The following is an 18,474-nucleotide window of genomic DNA, read 5'->3' on the forward strand; positions in this document are numbered from 1 at the left end:
TCGTTTGGTTGTTTTAAGAAATATGCTCATATTTGCACCGATATTCATTCCCGTTACCTACAAAGTAACAGAATAATTTTCAAGCGCTTACACCTACAACAGAGCGTTTCACGAAGTCAAGAACTTGTTTATTTGCTTCATCAATTTTCTTACTTCGGAAAGGTTTCAGATAGGTTTCAGTGACGGTGATAGACGAATGTCCCATCGCTTCGGAGATAATGCCCGGATGGATTTCACAATAATAAGCTGTCGTAGCCCAGGTATGGCGGGCGGTGTACGAGCTCAACTTATCGGATAATCCCAATAATTCACCTAGCAACATCAACTGTTGGTTAAAGCTGCGCAATGCCAACTGATATTCGCGATACGCCTCTTTGGTTCCTTCACGGCTTTTCAACAATGGAAACAAATAAGGAGAAGAAGGATCACGATTCATATACTTCTTCACCAGGATCATCGCTTCGGGAGTCAATGTCACTGACAATGGCCGTCCTGTCTTACGTCTGCGATACGTTATTACGTTATCACGCAAATCACTCTTACGCAAATAAGCGAGATCCACAAATGGCATACCACGAAGCGAAAACATCAGAATAAATAACTCTTGCGCCTGATATACCGCTAATGGCACACCGGACGTACGAGACAATTTTGCAAATACCTTTTTCATATCTTCATCGCCCAATGCACGTTTATGGTCGGCACGAGTACCGGTATAAACAGAACGGAACAGATGAGGTACATAAGAAGCTTTCCGAAGATCAACGGCACGATTGTAAACCGCACGAAACGTGCGCAAATAAGTGGAAACGGTGTTCCAACTGCAACCACGACTGCGAAGATATACTTCAAATCCCTTTAACCACTCCGGACTCACTTCATCAAAGGTGAAGTCCACTTTCCCACTATAAGCAATGATGGCATTCAGACTGCTACGATAGACGTGCGCAGTACCGAAGTTTCCCTCCACCTGTAGCCCGTTAGCTACCTGCTTCATAAATGTTAATACTTTCAACATCTCACTTTTATTAATAAATTTGATTCTAAATATACGAAGTATTCTCATTACTAAGAATACGTTGACCAAACAAAATATAAAGCAAGGATGTTTTGAAAAGATCAATTTGCAGAATAGATTGATAATAAAAAGAACGAGGGTACCCTTTTCGGACACCCTCGTTTTCATATTCATTCAGCGAAAGCCGGAATTACATCATTCCGCCCATGCCTCCCATTCCGGGAGCGCCCATCGGCATTTCTGGCTTATCTTCCTTCTTTTCTACAATTACACATTCAGTAGTCAGGAACATACCAGCGATAGAAGCTGCATTTTCCAAAGCTACACGAGCAACCTTAGCAGGATCTACTACACCGGCAGCGTGCAAGTTTTCGTAAACGTCCGTGCGGGCATTGTAACCGAAATCACCTTTTCCTTCACGTACTTTCTGAACAACTACTGCACCTTCTTTACCAGCGTTAGCAACAATCTCGCGAAGCGGTTCTTCGATGGCACGTTTGATGATACCAATACCAGTTGTTTCATCAGCATTATCACCCTTCATTCCTTCCAAAGAATCAATAGCACGGATATAAGCTACACCACCACCCGGGATGATACCTTCTTCGATAGCAGCACGAGTTGCACGCAAAGCATCGTCCACACGGTCTTTCTTTTCTTTCATTTCTACTTCAGAAGCAGCACCTACATAGAGAACAGCTACACCACCTGACAATTTAGCCAGACGTTCCTGCAATTTCTCACGGTCATAGTCAGACTTAGTTGCTACAATTTGTGCTTTGATCTGTTCGCAACGTTCCTTGATGCTGTCTTTGTTACCTGCACCGTTTACAACAGTTGTATAGTCTTTAGTAACTGTAACTTTGTCAGCAGTACCCAACATTTCGATGGTAGCCTGTTCCAGTTTCAAACCTTTTTCTTCGCTGATAACAACACCACCTGTCAGGATAGCGATATCTTCGAGCATTTCTTTACGACGGTCACCGAAGCCCGGAGCTTTCACAGCACAGATCTTCAATTGAGAACGCAGACGGTTTACTACCAATGTAGTCAACGCTTCGCTATCTACATCTTCTGCAATTACCAACAGAGGACGACCAGTCTGTACAGCAGGTTCGAGGATAGGCAAGAAATCTTTCAGGTTAGAAATCTTCTTGTCATAGATCAGGATGTAAGGTTTCTCCATCTCACATTCCATCTTTTCCGTATTTGTCACGAAGTAAGCAGACAAATAACCACGGTCGAACTGCATACCTTCTACTACACCGATAGTAGTGTCTGTTCCTTTTGCTTCTTCGATAGTAATCACACCGTCTTTAGAAACTTTACGCATAGCGTCAGCAATCAATTTACCGATTACCGGATCATTGTTTGCAGATACAGTGGCAACCTGTTCAATCTTGTCATAGTTGTCACCTACAGTTTCAGCCTGATCCTTGATTGATTCTACCACTTTGGCAACGGCCTTGTCGATACCACGTTTGATATCCATCGGGCTAGCACCGGCAGTTACGTTCTTCAAACCTTCAGCTACGATAGCTTGTGCAAGAACGGTTGCAGTAGTTGTACCGTCACCGGCATCGTCACCTGTCTTAGAAGCAACTTCTTTTACCAACTGTGCACCAGTGTTCTGGTAAGCATCTGCCAATTCGATTTCTTTTGCTACTGTCACACCGTCTTTTGTGATGTGCGGAGCACCGAATTTCTTCTCAATGATAACGTTACGTCCTTTCGGGCCCAGAGTTACTTTTACTGCATTTGCCAAAGCATCGACACCTTTTTTCAATTGGTCACGGGCATCGATATTGAATAATATTTCTTTTGCCATCTCTTTATTTACTATTTAAAGATTTACTATTTACTATTATTAATTAACCCAAAACAGCGAGAACATCGCTCTGACGCATAATCAGATATTTAGTACCTTCAACGTCAAGTTCTGTTCCGGCATATTTACCATAAAGAACTGTATCGCCTACTTTCAATACCATTTCTTCGTCTTTCGTACCGTGACCTATTGCCACAACTTCACCTTTCAAAGGTTTTTCTTTTGCTGTATCAGGGATAATGATACCACCAATTGTTTTTTCTTCTGCAGGTGCAGGGAGGATAAGCACTCTGTCTGCTAATGGTTTAATGTTCATAGTTACTTGTTATATTTTAGTTATACATTTAATAGTAGATGTTACCCGCCATTTTTCAGGCGGAACGCTAAAGTTATTGCGAAAAGCGTGCCAAAGTAAATAAATGATTCTTTGTCAGAAATAGACTGACAAAATGACTGACAACTTGCATTGTATGGCAAAAAAGTATATTTGTCACCTACTTTTTAAACAAAACAAAAGGATTATTCCTTATAATGACGTATATTCGTAAACGAACCATCAAATGCACTGTATAAATAATATGAATGGAATAGCATCCGGCCTCATCATCGCCTCTTGCGTCTTCTACTCCTGCACTTCGCGTACAGGAGAGATTTCTCCTGTACACGAACAACAAACAGACTCGCTGTCACAGGATACAATAGTTCAACCCGAGGTTAAACCTGTTAATAAAAAACTCACGGCAGAGCAGATAGAAATCTCCAAAGATTTATTGTATGATCAATACACATTGGAAGACACCTATCCTTATAAAGACACTACCCGGCAGTTTCAGTGGGATAAAATCAAAGAACAGCTGGCCTTGCTCGAAAATATACAGTTGCAGCCTTCCACCTGGGCTATTCTCCAGAATTACAAAAACAGAAATGGAGAAGCACCACTTGTGAGAAGTTTCAAAAGAAACGCTTACGGACGAGTGGCAGATACTCTTGGCATAGAACGTTACCAATCCGTTCCGCTTTATCTATTGACTGACACATTAGTACCCGAACGTTACGGACAGGATGGGGAATTAACCCGTTTTATCGAAGATGGAGAGAAATTCATAAAAGCAGAGCCAATGTTTACCGGAGATGAATGGATGATTCCTAAAAAATATGTCAAAGTAATCGGAGATACGATTGTTTTTAACAAAGCTGTTTTCGTAGACCGCCACAATCAGAATATCGCTTCTCTTGAACGTAGCGGAAAAGGGCAATGGGTGGTTCGCAGTATGAATCCTTCCACTACGGGACGTCATCTGCCCCCGTATGCACAGGAAACTCCTTTAGGAATGTTTGTTTTACAGGAAAAGAAAGTAAAAATGGTATTTCTAAAAGACGGCTCGAAAGAAACGGGAGGTTATGCTCCTTATGCGAGTCGTTTCACGGACGGGGCCTATATTCACGGAGTACCGGTCAATGCTCCCCGCAAGACGCAGATAGAATATAGTCCGTCGTTGGGAACTACTCCACGCTCACACATGTGCGTGCGGAATGCAACTTCCCATGCCAAGTTTATCTATGACTGGGCCCCCGTAAATGAAACTATTATTTTTGTATTGGAATAACCGTTGAACAAATCAGCATCGCCATTCCCTGATTCTTATTATCTATCTTATGAAATATGGTTAGAAAACATATTCTCTATAAGGAGGAAACTTACTTTCTTCCTTGGGAAAAGTTGCTTTTCCCTTATCCCAAACTATAACTGCAAGTTCCGGTTATAAAACTGCAACTTTCAGTTATGTAATCAAAAGTTTCAGTTATATAATCAGAACTTATGGTTATAGTTTATCTTATACTCTAAACAAGTTTTCTCCCTATGCAAAAGAAGTTGGCATAGGATGAAAAGAAACTTACCTATACGTACTTGAGAGAGAAAACAAAGAGGTCCGAACTCTTCAGTCCAGACCTCCAATTATAAAAAGGGATTTCTTTATCCCAGATGATCTCTTATCAATCAAATATCTTCTCTCTTTTATTTTCTCCGGTTTCACTCAACCCATACTTTGCCCTCGTTATATTCTGAATTATCTCTCTCTGTACACTTTCCAATGCACTTATTTCTTTTTGTAATAACTCCAAGGCAGAACCTTTCTGCAATAAATAAGACCGTTCAGTATATTTTATATAAGAAGTCGGAATCTCCTGCTTCTTTTCTTTATAATAGGCAATCGCATATCGCAAAGCTTCCGATCTATATTTGCAGACAGCCTTTCGTTCGGCATAGTACAAATCTTTATAAGCATTCTCTTCACTTCTCAACTTTTTCCAGAATGCAGAAAAGGCTGTTGATACAGCATCTTTCTCTTCCTTGGTTACCGCTTCTTTTTGCTTCTTCACCAGATCTTTATATTCTTTGTATGTATTTAAAAACTTATCCAGTTCCTCTTTATTGGCTTTATGTTCCAGACGATAAGTCTCCAAAGAAGCAGGACGCTCATATTCGACAACCTGTTGCAGATAAGGCAAATCATTCCAACTTATATATTTATTGTTTGCTTCACAATAATCTGCGTAAGCAGCTGCAAGCTGCCAACTATATTCTTTTGTCTTTTGACTCAATTCCTCGTTGATGGCGGACAAGTTCTTTTCCATCTCTTTCAAGTCCTGTGCTAATACCGCTTGCATACTTCCCCATCCGGAGAGAAACAAACAAAGCATACTCCATAAAACTGTTTTCATAATAAGATAATTTAAATTTTCTCCAAAGTTATTATTTCTCTACAGAATTCCAAACGATATTACAAATTTGCTATATATTTCCACAATGGAGCAGCATTCAGCGCTTGCATAATTTCGTTCTTATCAAGCAGGCTTCTCACCTCTTCCAATGTAAGCAGATGTACGCTGATATCTTCAGTAGCTTCCAGATGCTGATGGTCTATCAGTTCTACGTCTGTAGCAAGAAAGCAATAAGTCAGATTGGTATGAGTGCTCGGATTAGCGGAAATCACCATATATTCCTGCCAGTTTCCTTTTCCGTAGCCTGTTTCCTCCCACAATTCACGTTGGGCGGACACTAACGGTGAAGCGTCTTCCTTCTCACAGACACCGGCACAAAGTTCATAACAAGTTCGTTCAATTCCCGGACGGTACTGGCGGACAAAAACAAATTTACCATCTTTTGTAATGGCAATCGTATTTACCCAGTCGGGATACTCAAGAATATAATATTCGGGGATATGGTTACCGTTGGGAAGCAACATATCTTCGCAACGCACAGTCAGCCACGGACGGCGAAATAGATATTTACTACTCACCGTTTTCCAGGCTCTATTCTTTTCTTCCATAAGGTCTGTTTTTTCTTCCGGCAAAAATACAAATTTCCCCCGGGTTATCCTACCTTTCGGTTGCTTGTTTTTATTCGTCTGTGTCGATACAAGTGATCTCTATCCCTTGTATCTGCTCCAGATATTTTTTGGTAGAGCTTACCAAAGAACTTCCCATGTAGAATAAAAACAGCAGGCTGATAATAACCATCAATGCGCCAATCATGGCAAAACGACTACGTTGCTCGAAAATACTGCTATTCATAACTCTGCCTCCTCTAAGTTTTTTTGTCCACCCCAAAGATAACACGCGAGGGCTACAAAAAAGTTACAAGAATGTTTCAAAAAACTTAAATATTGAAATTCTGTTCGTATCTTTGCACCAACTAACTAACAACCTTTTTATTGCAATATGGCATTTACGAATAATATTATGATTGTCCGGCATAAATTGCTGGCAGACCTCGTTAAACTCTGGAAAAACGACGAATTAGTGGAAAAGATAGACCGGCTCCCGATTGAATTGAGTCCACGAAAATCAAAACCCCTAGGACGGTGTTGCGTACATAAAGAACGCGCAGTGTGGAGGTACAAGACTTTTCCTCTGATGGGATTGGATATGACAGACGAACACGACGAAGTTACCCCGCTTTCCGAATATGCGCGATTGGCATTGAGCCGCCCCGAACCGGACAAGGAAAATATCATGTGCGTCATCGACGAGGCCTGTTCTTCCTGTGTACAGATCAATTATGAAATAACCAACCTTTGTCGCGGATGCGTGGCACGTAGCTGTTACATGAATTGCCCCAAAGATGCGATACGTTTCAAGAAAAACGGTCAGGCAATGATTGACCATGACACATGTGTCAGTTGCGGTATTTGTCACAAGAGTTGTCCTTATCACGCTATCGTATATATTCCCGTGCCTTGTGAAGAGGCTTGCCCGGTAAAAGCTATCAGCAAAGATGAACACGGCATAGAACATATTGATGAAAGCAAGTGTATCTACTGCGGAAAATGCATGAATGCTTGTCCGTTCGGTGCTATCTTCGAAATCTCGCAAACATTCGATGTATTGCAACGCATCCGTAAAGGAGAAAAGATGGTTGCCATCGTTGCTCCGTCTATTCTGGGACAGTTTAAGACTTCTATCGGACAAGTGTACGGTGCTTTCAAAGAAATAGGATTTACGGATGTGATCGAAGTGGCCGAAGGTGCTATGGCAACCACCAGCAATGAAGCACACGAATTACTGGAGAAATTGGAAGAGGGACAGAAATTTATGACTACTTCCTGTTGCCCTTCTTATATCGAACTGGTTGAGAAACATATTCCGGATATGAAACCATACGTTTCTACCACCGGATCACCGATGTACTACGCCGCACGGATTGCCAAAGAGAAGCATCCGGATGCTAAGGTTGTGTTTGTCGGCCCTTGTGTGGCTAAACGCAAAGAAGTACGTCGTGACAAAGCAGTGGATTATATTCTGACGTTTGAAGAAATCGGTTCGATTCTCGACGGACTGGGTATTGAACTGGAACAGGTACAGGAGTTCTCTGTATTACATACGTCTGTTCGCGAAGCACATGGATTTGCACAGGCAGGTGGTGTGATGGGAGCTGTCAAAGCTTATCTGAAAGAAGAAGCGGATAAAATCAATGCAATACAAGTGTCGGACATCAATAAAAAGAATATCGCTCTGTTGCGTGCCTGCGCCAAGACAGGAAAGGCTGCGGGACAGTTTATTGAAGTGATGGCGTGTGAGGGTGGATGCATCACCGGGCCAAGTACGCATAATGATATTGTTTCGGGACGTCGCCAATTGGCACAAGAGCTGCTCAAACGAAAAGAGAGCTATGAAACAATGGATCGATAAACTACGGCAGGAAAGAACACTTAGCCCGGAAGAGCTCCGGCAACTGTTGACCGGATGTGACGCAGAAACCCTGCGTTACATCAATAAACAGGCGCAGGAAGTCGCTCTCCGCCACTTCGGAAATAAGATTTATATCCGTGGACTAATTGAAGTCAGCAATTGCTGCCGGAACAACTGTTATTACTGTGGCATCCGAAAAGGAAATCCCAATATCGAACGTTACCGATTGAACCTGGAAAGTATACTGGATTGTTGCCGGCAAGGATATAAATTAGGTTTCCGCACTTTCGTGCTGCAAGGAGGAGAAGATCCCGCACTGACAGACGATCGGATAGAAATGACTGTTGCCCGTATCAGGCAGGATTATCCGGATTGTGCCATTACACTGTCGCTCGGAGAAAAGTCGCGTGATGCATACGAGCGTTTCTTCCGTGCCGGAGCCAACCGTTATCTGTTACGTCACGAAACATATAATGAGTCGCATTACTGGCAACTGCATCCGGCAGAAATGTCCGGCAAACAGCGCCTACAATGTTTAGCGGATTTAAAAGACATCGGCTATCAGACAGGAACCGGAATTATGGTCGGCAGCCCAGGGCAAACAGTAGAACATATCATCGAGGATATCTTGTTCATTGAAAAGCTACAGCCGGAAATGATCGGCATCGGTCCTTTCCTACCCCATCATGATACGCCTTTTGCCCAATATCCCAGCGGAACGGTGGAACGGACGATTCTTCTATTATCGATCTTCCGTTTGATGCATCCATCCGCATTGATTCCGGCAACAACGGCTCTCGCCACTCTTGTTCCTGATGGTAGAGAGCGGGGTATATTGGCAGGTGCAAATGTGGTTATGCCCAACCTGTCTCCCCGGGAGGAACGGAGAAAATATGAATTATACAATGACAAAGCTTCACTCGGAGCGGAATCCGCCGAAGGACTGACTACCTTACAAAAGCAGTTGAATACCATCGGTTATGAGATATCTACCGAAAGAGGCGACTTTAAGTGCACCACAGATTACACGGATTCACACAGATTTTATTTCGAATTTAAATTTTAATCTGTGTGAATCCGTGTAATCTGTGGTGAAAAAACAAAGAATATTATGATATACCAAAAAGATTCATCCAAAGCAGAAGAGTTTATCCATCACGAAGAAATTTTGGATACGCTGGAATATGCACAGAACAATAAGGATAATCGTGTCCTGATTGAACAACTAATTGAAAAGGCAGCGTTGTGCAAGGGACTGACACACCGGGAAGCGGCCATTCTGCTGGAGTGTAACCAACCTGACCTGATAGAACGTATCTTTCATCTCGCTAAAGAAATCAAACAGAAGTTTTACGGCAACCGTATCGTCATGTTCGCACCGCTTTATTTATCTAATCATTGCGTAAACGGTTGCGTATATTGTCCGTATCATGCCAAAAACAAGACTATTGCACGCAAGAAACTGACACAGGAAGAAATCCGCCGGGAGGTAATTGCTTTGCAGGATATGGGACATAAGCGACTGGCTCTTGAAGCCGGTGAGCATCCGTCACTGAACCCGATAGAATATATTCTGGAATCTATTCAGACGATTTATAGTATCAAGCATAAAAATGGAGCTATCCGCCGGGTAAACGTAAATATCGCAGCCACTACGATAGAAAATTATCGCCGATTGAAAGAAGCGGGTATCGGCACGTATATCTTATTCCAAGAGACTTATCACAAAGATAACTACGAAGCTCTCCATCCCACCGGACCTAAAAGCAATTACGCTTATCACACCGAAGCGATGGACCGCGCGATGGAAGGAGGAATCGATGATGTAGGCATTGGCGTCCTTTTCGGTTTGAATACTTATCGGTATGATTTTATCGGATTATTAATGCATGCCGAACATTTGGAAGCCAAATTCGGTGTAGGGCCGCATACAATCAGTGTGCCGCGCATCTGTTCGGCAGATGACATCGATGCGGAAGATTTCCCGAACGCTATTTCGGATGAGATATTCAGCAAGATTGTAGCTGTTATCCGAATTGCCGTTCCTTATACGGGAATGATTATTTCTACACGTGAATCGCAAGAATCACGCAAGAAAGTGCTCGAATTGGGTATTTCACAAATCAGTGGCGGTTCGCGTACCAGTGTAGGCGGATATGCTGAAACGGAATTACCCGATCATAATTCTGCCCAATTTGATGTGAGCGACACCCGGACATTGGACGAGGTGGTCAACTGGTTGCTCGAACTCGGATATATCCCCAGCTTCTGTACAGCCTGTTACCGGGAAGGAAGGACGGGAGACCGTTTCATGTCATTAGTGAAATCCGGTCAGATAGCAAACTGTTGCGGACCGAATGCCCTGATGACTCTGAAAGAGTATCTGGAAGATTATGCTTCAGAAGATACGCGACAGAAAGGATTGGAACTGGTTCTAAAAGAAACGGAACGAATCCCCAATCCCAAAATCAGGGAAATAGCTATCCGGAATCTCAAAGCAATAGCTGCAGGACAAAGAGACTTTAGATTTTAAATAATACATTGATGTGCTAACATATCAATCTGCCAATTAGCTACGCACGAATTAACAAGTTGAAAAATTATCAATTATGAGCTTAACAGATACTCCAAATGCTAACAGACTTCATATCACCCTTTTCGGTAGACGGAACAGTGGTAAGTCTTCTCTTATCAATGCGTTGACAGGACAGGACATCGCGCTCGTTTCAAATACTCCCGGAACGACTACCGACCTTGTGTCTAAAGCAATGGAGATTCAAGGTATTGGTCCTTGTCTTTTTATAGATACTCCGGGATTCGATGACGAAGGAGAGCTTGGAGAACTGCGTATCAGCCGGACTTTAAAGGCTATTGAAAAAACGGATATTGCATTGTTATTATGTGAAGACACTTACTTTTTCATGAAAAGAGATACTGGCGCTATTGAAAGAGAAGAATATCCCTGTCATTCCGGTATTGAATAAAATAGATATACGAGAGAATAGCGATCATTTAGCTACATATATCGAGGAACAATGTAAAATACACCCCTTGCTTATCAGTGCCAAAGAAAAGATAGGAATCGAACTGATCCGGCAAGCCATCCTCGAAAAATTACCTTCGGACTTCGGTCAACAAAGTATCACCGGGAAACTTGTTGCGGAGAATGACCTTGTACTTTTAGTAATGCCGCAGGATATCCAAGCTCCCAAAGGCAGACTGATCTTACCGCAAGTGCAGACTATCCGTGAATTGCTGGATAAAAAATGCCTCGTAATGAATTGCACCACTGATAAGTTTTCTGCAACCCTGCAAGCCCTTGCCCGTCCTCCGAAGTTAATCATCACCGATTCACAAGTTTTCAAAGCGATTTATGAACAGAAACCAAAGGAAAGTGAACTGACTTCTTTCTCGGTGCTTTTCGCAGGTTATAAGGGTGATATTCACTATTATGTAGAAAGTGCAGCTGTCATCGAAAGACTGACGGAATCGTCACGTGTACTGATAGCGGAAGCTTGTACGCACGCTCCCCTTTCAGAAGATATAGGAAGAGTGAAACTTCCTCGTTTGTTACGGAAACGGATTGGAGAGAATCTGCAAATTGATATGGTAGCAGGAACCGACTTTCCACAAGATCTGACTCCTTACTCTTTAGTTATCCATTGCGGAGCATGTATGTTTAACCGTAAATACGTACTTAGTCGCATCGAACGTGCGCGGGAGCAGCACATTCCTATGACGAACTATGGAGTAGCAATTGCTTTCCTCAATGGAATACTAGATCAAATAAAATACTAAAAAAGAAATCTTCTCTTTTTTATTTTGAAGCGAACCCCAAAAGTTCTTTATCTAACTTTTGGGGTTCACTTCATTTTTATGTTAAGACGACCTCTTTATATTAACTAATTATGATGACATACTTAGTTCTAATATCTCCGCTTATTTCTTCACAATAGCAATCAGTTCGTCTGCTGAAACAAGGTTCTGTTCTCCAGTCTCCATATTCTTCAACATCACTTTGCCTTCGTTCATTTCATTCTCACCGACAATAGCTACAAACGGAATATTCTTCGCATTGGCATAACTCATTTGTTTCTTCATCTTGGCTGCATCCGGGAAGATCTCGGCACGAATATTGGCAGCACGTACCTTAGCCAAAATTCCCATTGAGTATGCAGCTTCCTTTTCACCGAAGTTGATAAACAGAAGTTCTGTTCCGTTTACAGCTTCTTTCGGGTAAAGTTCGAGCTGGTTCAGGACATCAAAGATACGGTCTGCACCAAAAGAGATACCCACTCCGGACACTCCTGCCATACCGAATACTCCGGTCAGATTATCATAACGACCACCACCAGTGATACTGCCAATCTGTACATCCAGTGCTTTCACTTCAAAGATAGCTCCTGTATAATAGTTCAGTCCGCGAGCTAAAGTAAGATCAAGCTCTATTTCATTCTTCAAGCCCATTGTTTCCAATGTATTCAGAATAAATTCACTCTCTTCCACTCCCTTCAGCCCTACTTCACTGGCTGATAACACATTCTTCAGTGTTGCCAATTTCTCCGCATTCGTACCACTAAGAAGAATGATCGGCTGCAACTTGGCAATAGCTTCATCACTGATTTCCTTCTCTTTCAATTCAGCATTTACATTATCCAGACCGATTTTATCCAGTTTGTCAATTGCTACGGTAATATCTACAATCTTATCCGATTCGCCTATAATTTCAGCAATACCGGAAAGAATCTTACGGTTGTTAATCTTAATACATACACGAATATTGAAACGACTAAAAACGGTATCGACAATCTGCATCAATTCCACTTCGTTCAATAACGAATCGCTTCCTACAACATCGGCATCACATTGATAAAATTCGCGATAACGTCCTTTCTGCGGGCGGTCGGCACGCCATACCGGTTGAATCTGATAGCGTTTAAACGGAAAAGTGATCTCATCACGATGCATCACTACATAACGGGCAAAAGGCACTGTCAAGTCGTAACGCAAACCTTTCTCACAGAATTTGCTTGCCAGTTTGGCAGCATTACGGCTTAACAATTCTTCGTCAGTAATCCCGGAAAAATAATCTCCAGAGTTCTGAATCTTAAAGAGTAGTTTATCTCCCTCATCGCCGTACTTTCCCATCAGTGTAGAAAGCATCTCCATCGAAGGAGTTTCTATCTGCTGGAATCCATACAAATGATATACGTCACGAATCGTATTGAATATATAATTACGCTTCGCCATTTCTACCGGCGAAAAGTCACGAGTTCCTTTAGGAATACTTGGTTTTGCTGCCATAATATTACTGTTTATAATTTTAATTGCGCAAATTTACTGCAAATTTCCGAGCAATGCTTACATATATTTGAAAAAATCACCCGTATTGTGTCCATCCCCTATCAATATCGTAAAGAAACACTCAAGTAAGGCCCTAAACAATACAAAAAATCCTCCATAGTCTTCGGAAAGACTGCGGAGGATCTTTTTATATTCTATGGAGAAAAGTTAATAAACGCACTTTTCTCCCTTTTTCATTTCTTAATCTCTTCTACCCATGAAGATCATGATGTAGTATACCAATGTTGCCAATGAACCTAATGCAGCAACTACATACGTATAAGCAGCAGAACGAAGAGCATCTTCAGCCTGTGCATGATTGCACGAATTAGTAATGCCGGATGAACTCAACCATACCAACGCACGTTTACTTGCATTGATTTCCACCGGCAGCGTGATAAAGCTAAACAGTGTAGTCATAGCAAACAGGATAATACCTGCCAGCAATAACTGCGGGAAAGAGTTTATCAACAAGATACCACCCAACAATACCCACGTCATAATGGAAGAGGCAAAGTTTACCACCGGAACCAGCGCACTACGCATTTTCAGCGGAGCATACATGCGTGCATGTTGTACAGCGTGTCCACATTCATGAGCTGCTACGCAGCTGCCATTATACTGTTACTTTCATACACCCCTTCACTCAAATTCACCGTTTTGTTAGTAGGATTGTAGTGGTCGGTCAACCGTCCCGGCGTATGTGTAACCTGTACGTCATAAATTCCATTGTCATGCAACATTTTTAAAGCAACGTCGCGTCCTGTCATTCCGTTTCCTGTAGGAATCTTAGAGTACTTCTTGAATTTGTTTTGCAAATTCATCTGTACCAACCAACTTACAACAGCGATTCCTATAAATAATACCCAATAAGACATCATATACTTTTCAATTTTAATTATTACTCTATATCTTTATAAACAAATTGTTTGCCAAAAATAAGAGGAAACGTTCAATGTCAGAATAGTTTCCCCTTGCTTTTATGAAGAATTAGCTAAAAATTAGTCAATTGTCAGTTCTACCACATAGTCAATATCTTTCGGAACCTCGGCGAATTCGAGCAAAACACCGGCTTTCGTCTTTGTGAAACGAACCGGAGACTGGTCTTTAAACAAGACTGCCTTCTTGACCTTCTTATCTGTCAACGGCAGGAACAAAGCCGCATCTTTCAGGTCGAGAATATGCACATAGAGCTTATTTCCTTTTTGTGTTGTCACTCCCCAATCGTGTGGAGCAACTGCACCGCTTCGTGTTCCATAAATCGTTTCACCATATTGTTTCATCCACTCTCCCATCTCTGCCAAGCGTTGTACAGCTACCGCAGGAAGTTCCCCATCAGGTTGAGGGCCGATATTCATCAAAAGATTGGCATTCTTACCGGCTGCCTTCACCAGATAGTGAATCAATGTCTTTGTAGATTTATAATTCTGGTCGGTAATCTTATATCCCCACATACCATTCATTGTTTCGCAAGTTTCCAACGGCAGACGACTCACCTCCTGTCCGGAAAGCCCCGAAGCATTTTCACCGGGCAGATCGCGTTCGAAAATCTGGATATCTTCTCCATCAAAAGGCGTTTGATGATGATTATTACCCACCAGACACCCCGGTTGGAGTTTGTGAATCAGAGCATACTGTTCCGGTAATTCCCAGTTAAAAGTTTTGGGCTGATCCCACCATCCGTCAAACCAGATGGCACCTATCGGGCCGTAATTCGTCAGCAATTCTGTCAACTGGTTATTCATGAATTGATAATAACTTTTCCAATCTCCTTTCGAGTTCGAGCGACCTGTGCCCTGCCCTGTACGTCCCCAGGGATAGTCCTCACGCGCCCAGTCAAGATGTGAATAATAAAAATGGAGCTTGATGCCCTGCTTGGCACAGGCTGCTGCCAGCTCTTTCACAATATCTCTTTTAAAAGGAGTAGCTTTGACTACGTTATAATCCGAATACTTAGTGTCAAACATAGAAAAACCTTCGTGATGACGGGTAGTGAAACAGATATATTTCGCTCCTGAAGCTTTAATAGCTGCCACCCATTTGTCCGCATCAAACTTGGAAGGATAAAATCCGCCTGCCAGTTTGGCATACTCTTTATAATTCAGATTATTGTTTGTCATAGTCCACTCACCGGTAGCGAGCATAGCGTATAGCCCCCAATGAAGAAAAATACCAAACTTATTGTCCTGAAATTCCTGCCGTGCCTTCAGATTCTCTTCGGTAGGCTGATAGGAAGATTGCGCAAATACTCCCAAGTTCATTACGAACAACAAAAGGAAAGCTATAAAACGTGTTTTCATAAGGCATACATTATTTTTGTGTGTTTAGGATAGACTATACAAAGGATTGAACAAGAAAGGCGGAGTTTTTCTTCAATCTCCGCCTTTCCTCCATATAATAAATCAATTGTTATTTTTCAGTATAACGTTCGATGGTCTGTGCTCTGTCCGGTCCTACAGATACAATCTTGATTTCTACACCAAGCTGTTCTTCCAGGAAAGTCAGGTAAGCATTGAATTCTTCCGGGAATTCATCTTCGCTTTGCATCTTGGTCATATCTGTCTGCCAACCCGGAAGCTCTGCATATACAGGTTCTACGCCTTCTGTGATGTCATACGGGAAGTAGTCGATCTCTTCACCGTTCACTTTGTAAGCAACGCACGCTTTGATTGTTTCGAAAGTATCGAGTACATCGCTCTTCATCATTATCAATTTGGTAACTCCGTTTATCATAACGGAATACTTCAACGCTACCAGGTCGATCCATCCGCAACGACGTTTACGACCAGTTACAGAACCGAATTCATGTCCCAACGTACACATCTTGTCGCCTGTTTCGTCAAACAGTTCTGATGGGAACGGACCTGCTCCTACACGAGTACAGTATGCCTTGAAGATACCATATACTTCACCGATACGGTTAGGTGCCACTCCAAGTCCGGTGCAGGCTCCCGCACATACGGTATTGGAAGAAGTCACAAACGGATATGAACCGAAATCAATATCAAGCATAGTACCTGCGCTCCTTCACAAAGCACGCTCTTACCATCCTTCAACAGGTTATTCACTTCATGTTCGCTATCTACGAAATGGAATTGTTTCAGGTATTCGATACCTTCCAACCATGCTTTTTCCAGTTCAGTAAGATCGTATTCATAATTCAAGCTCTTCAGAATTTGTTCGTGACGAGCTTTCGCAGCAGCATACTTCTGGTCGAAGTTATGAAGAATATCACCTACACGAACACCGTTACGGCTCACTTTATCCGTGTAAGTAGGGCCGATACCCTTACCGGTAGTTCCTACTTTAGCATCGCCTTTGGCTGCTTCGTATGCAGCATCCAGAATACGGTGTGTCGGAAGAATAAGATGAGCTTTCTTTGAAATGTGCAAACGTTCTTTCAGCGGATGACCCGATGCTTCAAGTGCTTCTGCCTCTGCTTTAAACAATGCCGGATCAAGTACCACACCGTTACCGATGATGTTTACCTTGTTTCCTTGAAAAATACCGGAAGGAATAGAGCGAAGCACATATTTCTGTCCTTCAAACTCAAGCGTGTGACCGGCATTCGGGCCGCCCTGAAAACGAGCAACCACATCATACTTAGGTGTTAAAACGTCGACTACTTTTCCTTTACCTTCGTCGCCCCATTGTAATCCTAATAGAACATCTACTTTCATTTTTCTTTTTTATTGTTGTTATTTACTTTTTTCCGTTTGTTAGCTCTGTCGCACTTACTACATACTCCATATATATATAAGGAGTAATGCGAAAGCTGGAAGCGGCTCAATTTCGTATTTTCAATGGCTTGCTGCAGTTCCTCGTTCTGAAACTCGGTCACTTTACCACATTGAGTACATATCTGATGATGATGTGTCTCGCGATTATATGATTTTTCGTATTGGGAGGAAGTACCGAACTGATGCTTAATGACCAGCCGTGCATTGATAAGAAGAATAATGGTGTTGTAGAGAGTTGCCCGGCTCACCCGGAAATTCTCCTGGTCCATCATCCGTGAATAAAGCATGTCAATATCGAAATGACCGTCGATAGAATAAATAGTATCGAGTATGGCGTAGCGTTCAGGAGTCTTTCGATGCCCGTTCGCCGTGAGATATTCCGTGAATATCTGCCTTACTGTATCTTTCACGTTTTGAGTTTCCATCATCAGCCAAAATTAGCGCGAACAAAGTTAAGCCTTTTTTGCGGAAAGCAAATGATAAAGAGAAGTTTTTTTAGTTCATCACAGAGTTAGACAGTTTTTTTATAAATTAAATGGAGGCTATCATTCGTTTTGTAGATTGGCTTATATAATAAACGAATAACAAGACGGTTTATTTTTTAGACGCGTCATCCGTGTTATCCGCGTCTAAAAAATTAAACCGTTATTTAATAAAAGGACTTACTCCATGAAAATAAGATTAGTCTACAGCAAGCTCCTCTTTCACCATATTGTAGAGCATTTGCTCTCCTTCCAAGGTAGAATCAGCCATACCTTCCACCAGGCGGCATACTTGAAAAGCATGTTCCTCGCTATGCTGCATATATTTGCGGATAACCAGCAAAGCTGCGTTACGAATATGATAGCTGTCGGAATGTACCGCACAAATCGCCTGGTCGAGCAATTCGCCGGAGGCACGTTCGGTCATATCCCCTTTCTTCATCAGAAGACGGGCGGCAGTCAGGAAACCACAAGTCTGCACGTACTCCTGTTCGTCGGCAATCCAGTGAAAGGATTTGGCCGGAGCATACGGTAAATGCTGGAAGAGATTCATACAAGTCAGTTCTGCTATTTCGATATTCCGGATGTTTTCCACCCAAATATCGGCTATCTCGGGATAAAACGTTTCAATCGGCTGAAGCATTCCCGCCAGAATCTTACACTCGCGAATTTCCTCTTTCCATAAAGCCTGTGCCAGGTCATGATTCTTTTCGTAACCTTCGGCAATCATCTTGATACGAGGCAGTTCCACTCCGAAATTGAGTTTATAAACCAGCCCTTTCTCGCGCATACTTTGGGACACAGCCCCGTTCATAGAGAGACGGAGCTGTGTCTTGATATCTTTCAATTGTTCTTTAATATCCATTTCAG

Annotated in this window: 14 protein-coding genes and 3 pseudogenes; 5 read left to right on the forward strand and 12 right to left on the reverse strand. The window is 42.3% G+C overall.

All coding sequences use genetic code 11. The features are described 5' to 3' along the window. Nucleotides 1–79: 79 nt before the first annotated feature. The 3 genes from DXA05_RS13485 to DXA05_RS13495 form a co-directional block, all read right to left on the reverse strand. The gene (locus DXA05_RS13485; protein ID WP_004307167.1) at nucleotides 80–1,018 is read right to left on the reverse strand and encodes a site-specific integrase; all 939 of its coding nucleotides are present in this window, start codon (nucleotides 1,016–1,018) and stop codon (nucleotides 80–82) included. 190 nt (nucleotides 1,019–1,208) lie between these two features. Then, nucleotides 1,209–2,846 carry a chaperonin GroEL gene (gene groL, locus DXA05_RS13490; RefSeq protein ID WP_004301061.1) on the reverse strand — a complete coding sequence of 546 codons (1,638 nt, stop codon included), beginning with the start codon at nucleotides 2,844–2,846 and terminating at the stop codon, nucleotides 1,209–1,211. Between the two features lie 43 nt (nucleotides 2,847–2,889). Continuing rightward, the gene (locus DXA05_RS13495; protein ID WP_004301062.1) at nucleotides 2,890–3,162 is read right to left on the reverse strand and encodes a co-chaperone GroES; all 273 of its coding nucleotides are present in this window, start codon (nucleotides 3,160–3,162) and stop codon (nucleotides 2,890–2,892) included. A gap of 244 nt (nucleotides 3,163–3,406) precedes the next feature. On the opposite strand from DXA05_RS13495, the gene DXA05_RS13500 reads away from it, so the two are divergent. Next, nucleotides 3,407–4,453 carry a L,D-transpeptidase gene (locus DXA05_RS13500; protein WP_099146567.1) on the forward strand — a complete coding sequence of 349 codons (1,047 nt, stop codon included), beginning with the start codon at nucleotides 3,407–3,409 and terminating at the stop codon, nucleotides 4,451–4,453. A gap of 388 nt (nucleotides 4,454–4,841) precedes the next feature. On the opposite strand, the gene DXA05_RS13505 is transcribed toward DXA05_RS13500, so the two are convergent. The 3 genes from DXA05_RS13505 to DXA05_RS26515 form a co-directional block, all read right to left on the reverse strand. After that, a complete protein-coding gene (locus DXA05_RS13505) occupies nucleotides 4,842–5,570 on the reverse strand; it encodes a DUF5039 family protein (RefSeq protein ID WP_004301066.1) in 729 nt (242 codons plus the stop codon). Between the two features lie 59 nt (nucleotides 5,571–5,629). Beyond that, complete coding sequence (locus DXA05_RS13510) at nucleotides 5,630–6,178, reverse strand: NUDIX hydrolase (RefSeq protein WP_004314010.1); 549 nt, start codon at nucleotides 6,176–6,178, stop codon at nucleotides 5,630–5,632. A gap of 70 nt (nucleotides 6,179–6,248) precedes the next feature. Then, entirely contained in the window at nucleotides 6,249–6,422 is a 174-nt protein-coding gene (locus DXA05_RS26515) for a hypothetical protein (protein WP_008015767.1), read from the reverse strand. Nucleotides 6,423–6,569: 147 nt separating this feature from the next. Between DXA05_RS26515 and DXA05_RS13515 the strand changes: the two genes are divergently transcribed. The 4 genes and pseudogenes from DXA05_RS13515 to hydF all read left to right on the forward strand — a co-directional run bounded on the left by DXA05_RS13515 (nucleotide 6,570) and on the right by hydF (nucleotide 11,837). Beyond that, nucleotides 6,570–8,039, forward strand: coding sequence for a 4Fe-4S dicluster domain-containing protein (locus DXA05_RS13515; RefSeq protein WP_128859260.1), 1,470 nt, complete (start codon nucleotides 6,570–6,572; stop codon nucleotides 8,037–8,039). Beyond that, the gene (gene hydE, locus DXA05_RS13520; protein WP_128859261.1) at nucleotides 8,020–9,105 is read left to right on the forward strand and encodes a [FeFe] hydrogenase H-cluster radical SAM maturase HydE; all 1,086 of its coding nucleotides are present in this window, start codon (nucleotides 8,020–8,022) and stop codon (nucleotides 9,103–9,105) included. The genes DXA05_RS13515 and hydE overlap by 20 nt, the downstream gene beginning before the upstream one ends. Before the next feature lie 45 nt (nucleotides 9,106–9,150). Further along, the gene (gene hydG, locus DXA05_RS13525; RefSeq protein ID WP_165861517.1) at nucleotides 9,151–10,572 is read left to right on the forward strand and encodes a [FeFe] hydrogenase H-cluster radical SAM maturase HydG; all 1,422 of its coding nucleotides are present in this window, start codon (nucleotides 9,151–9,153) and stop codon (nucleotides 10,570–10,572) included. A gap of 76 nt (nucleotides 10,573–10,648) precedes the next feature. Next, nucleotides 10,649–11,837: pseudogene (gene hydF / locus DXA05_RS13530) on the forward strand ([FeFe] hydrogenase H-cluster maturation GTPase HydF). A gap of 141 nt (nucleotides 11,838–11,978) precedes the next feature. Here hydF and hisS read toward each other — a convergent pair. The 6 genes and pseudogenes from hisS to DXA05_RS13560 form a co-directional block, all read right to left on the reverse strand. Then, nucleotides 11,979–13,343, reverse strand: a complete 1,365-nt coding sequence (hisS, locus tag DXA05_RS13535) for a histidine--tRNA ligase (RefSeq protein WP_128859262.1) — start codon at nucleotides 13,341–13,343, stop codon at nucleotides 11,979–11,981. Nucleotides 13,344–13,583: 240 nt separating this feature from the next. Then, a pseudogene (locus DXA05_RS13540) lies at nucleotides 13,584–14,263 on the reverse strand (zinc metallopeptidase). A gap of 120 nt (nucleotides 14,264–14,383) precedes the next feature. Then, nucleotides 14,384–15,682: an alpha-L-fucosidase gene (locus DXA05_RS13545; protein ID WP_117683553.1), complete on the reverse strand. Its 1,299-nt coding sequence runs from the start codon at nucleotides 15,680–15,682 to the stop codon at nucleotides 14,384–14,386. Nucleotides 15,683–15,791: 109 nt separating this feature from the next. Then, nucleotides 15,792–17,062, reverse strand: a pseudogene (locus DXA05_RS13550) (adenylosuccinate synthase). After that, nucleotides 17,059–17,547: a transcriptional repressor gene (locus DXA05_RS13555; protein WP_008025868.1), complete on the reverse strand. Its 489-nt coding sequence runs from the start codon at nucleotides 17,545–17,547 to the stop codon at nucleotides 17,059–17,061. The pseudogene DXA05_RS13550 and the gene DXA05_RS13555 overlap by 4 nt, the downstream one beginning before the upstream one ends. Nucleotides 17,548–17,803: 256 nt before the next feature. Beyond that, nucleotides 17,804–18,469: a DNA alkylation repair protein gene (locus DXA05_RS13560; protein WP_004314019.1), complete on the reverse strand. Its 666-nt coding sequence runs from the start codon at nucleotides 18,467–18,469 to the stop codon at nucleotides 17,804–17,806. Nucleotides 18,470–18,474 lie beyond the last annotated feature (5 nt).

It is taken from the genome of Bacteroides sp. AM54-2NS (assembly GCF_003602935.1).
Taxonomy (GTDB): Bacteria; Bacteroidota; Bacteroidia; order Bacteroidales; family Bacteroidaceae; genus Bacteroides; species Bacteroides xylanisolvens.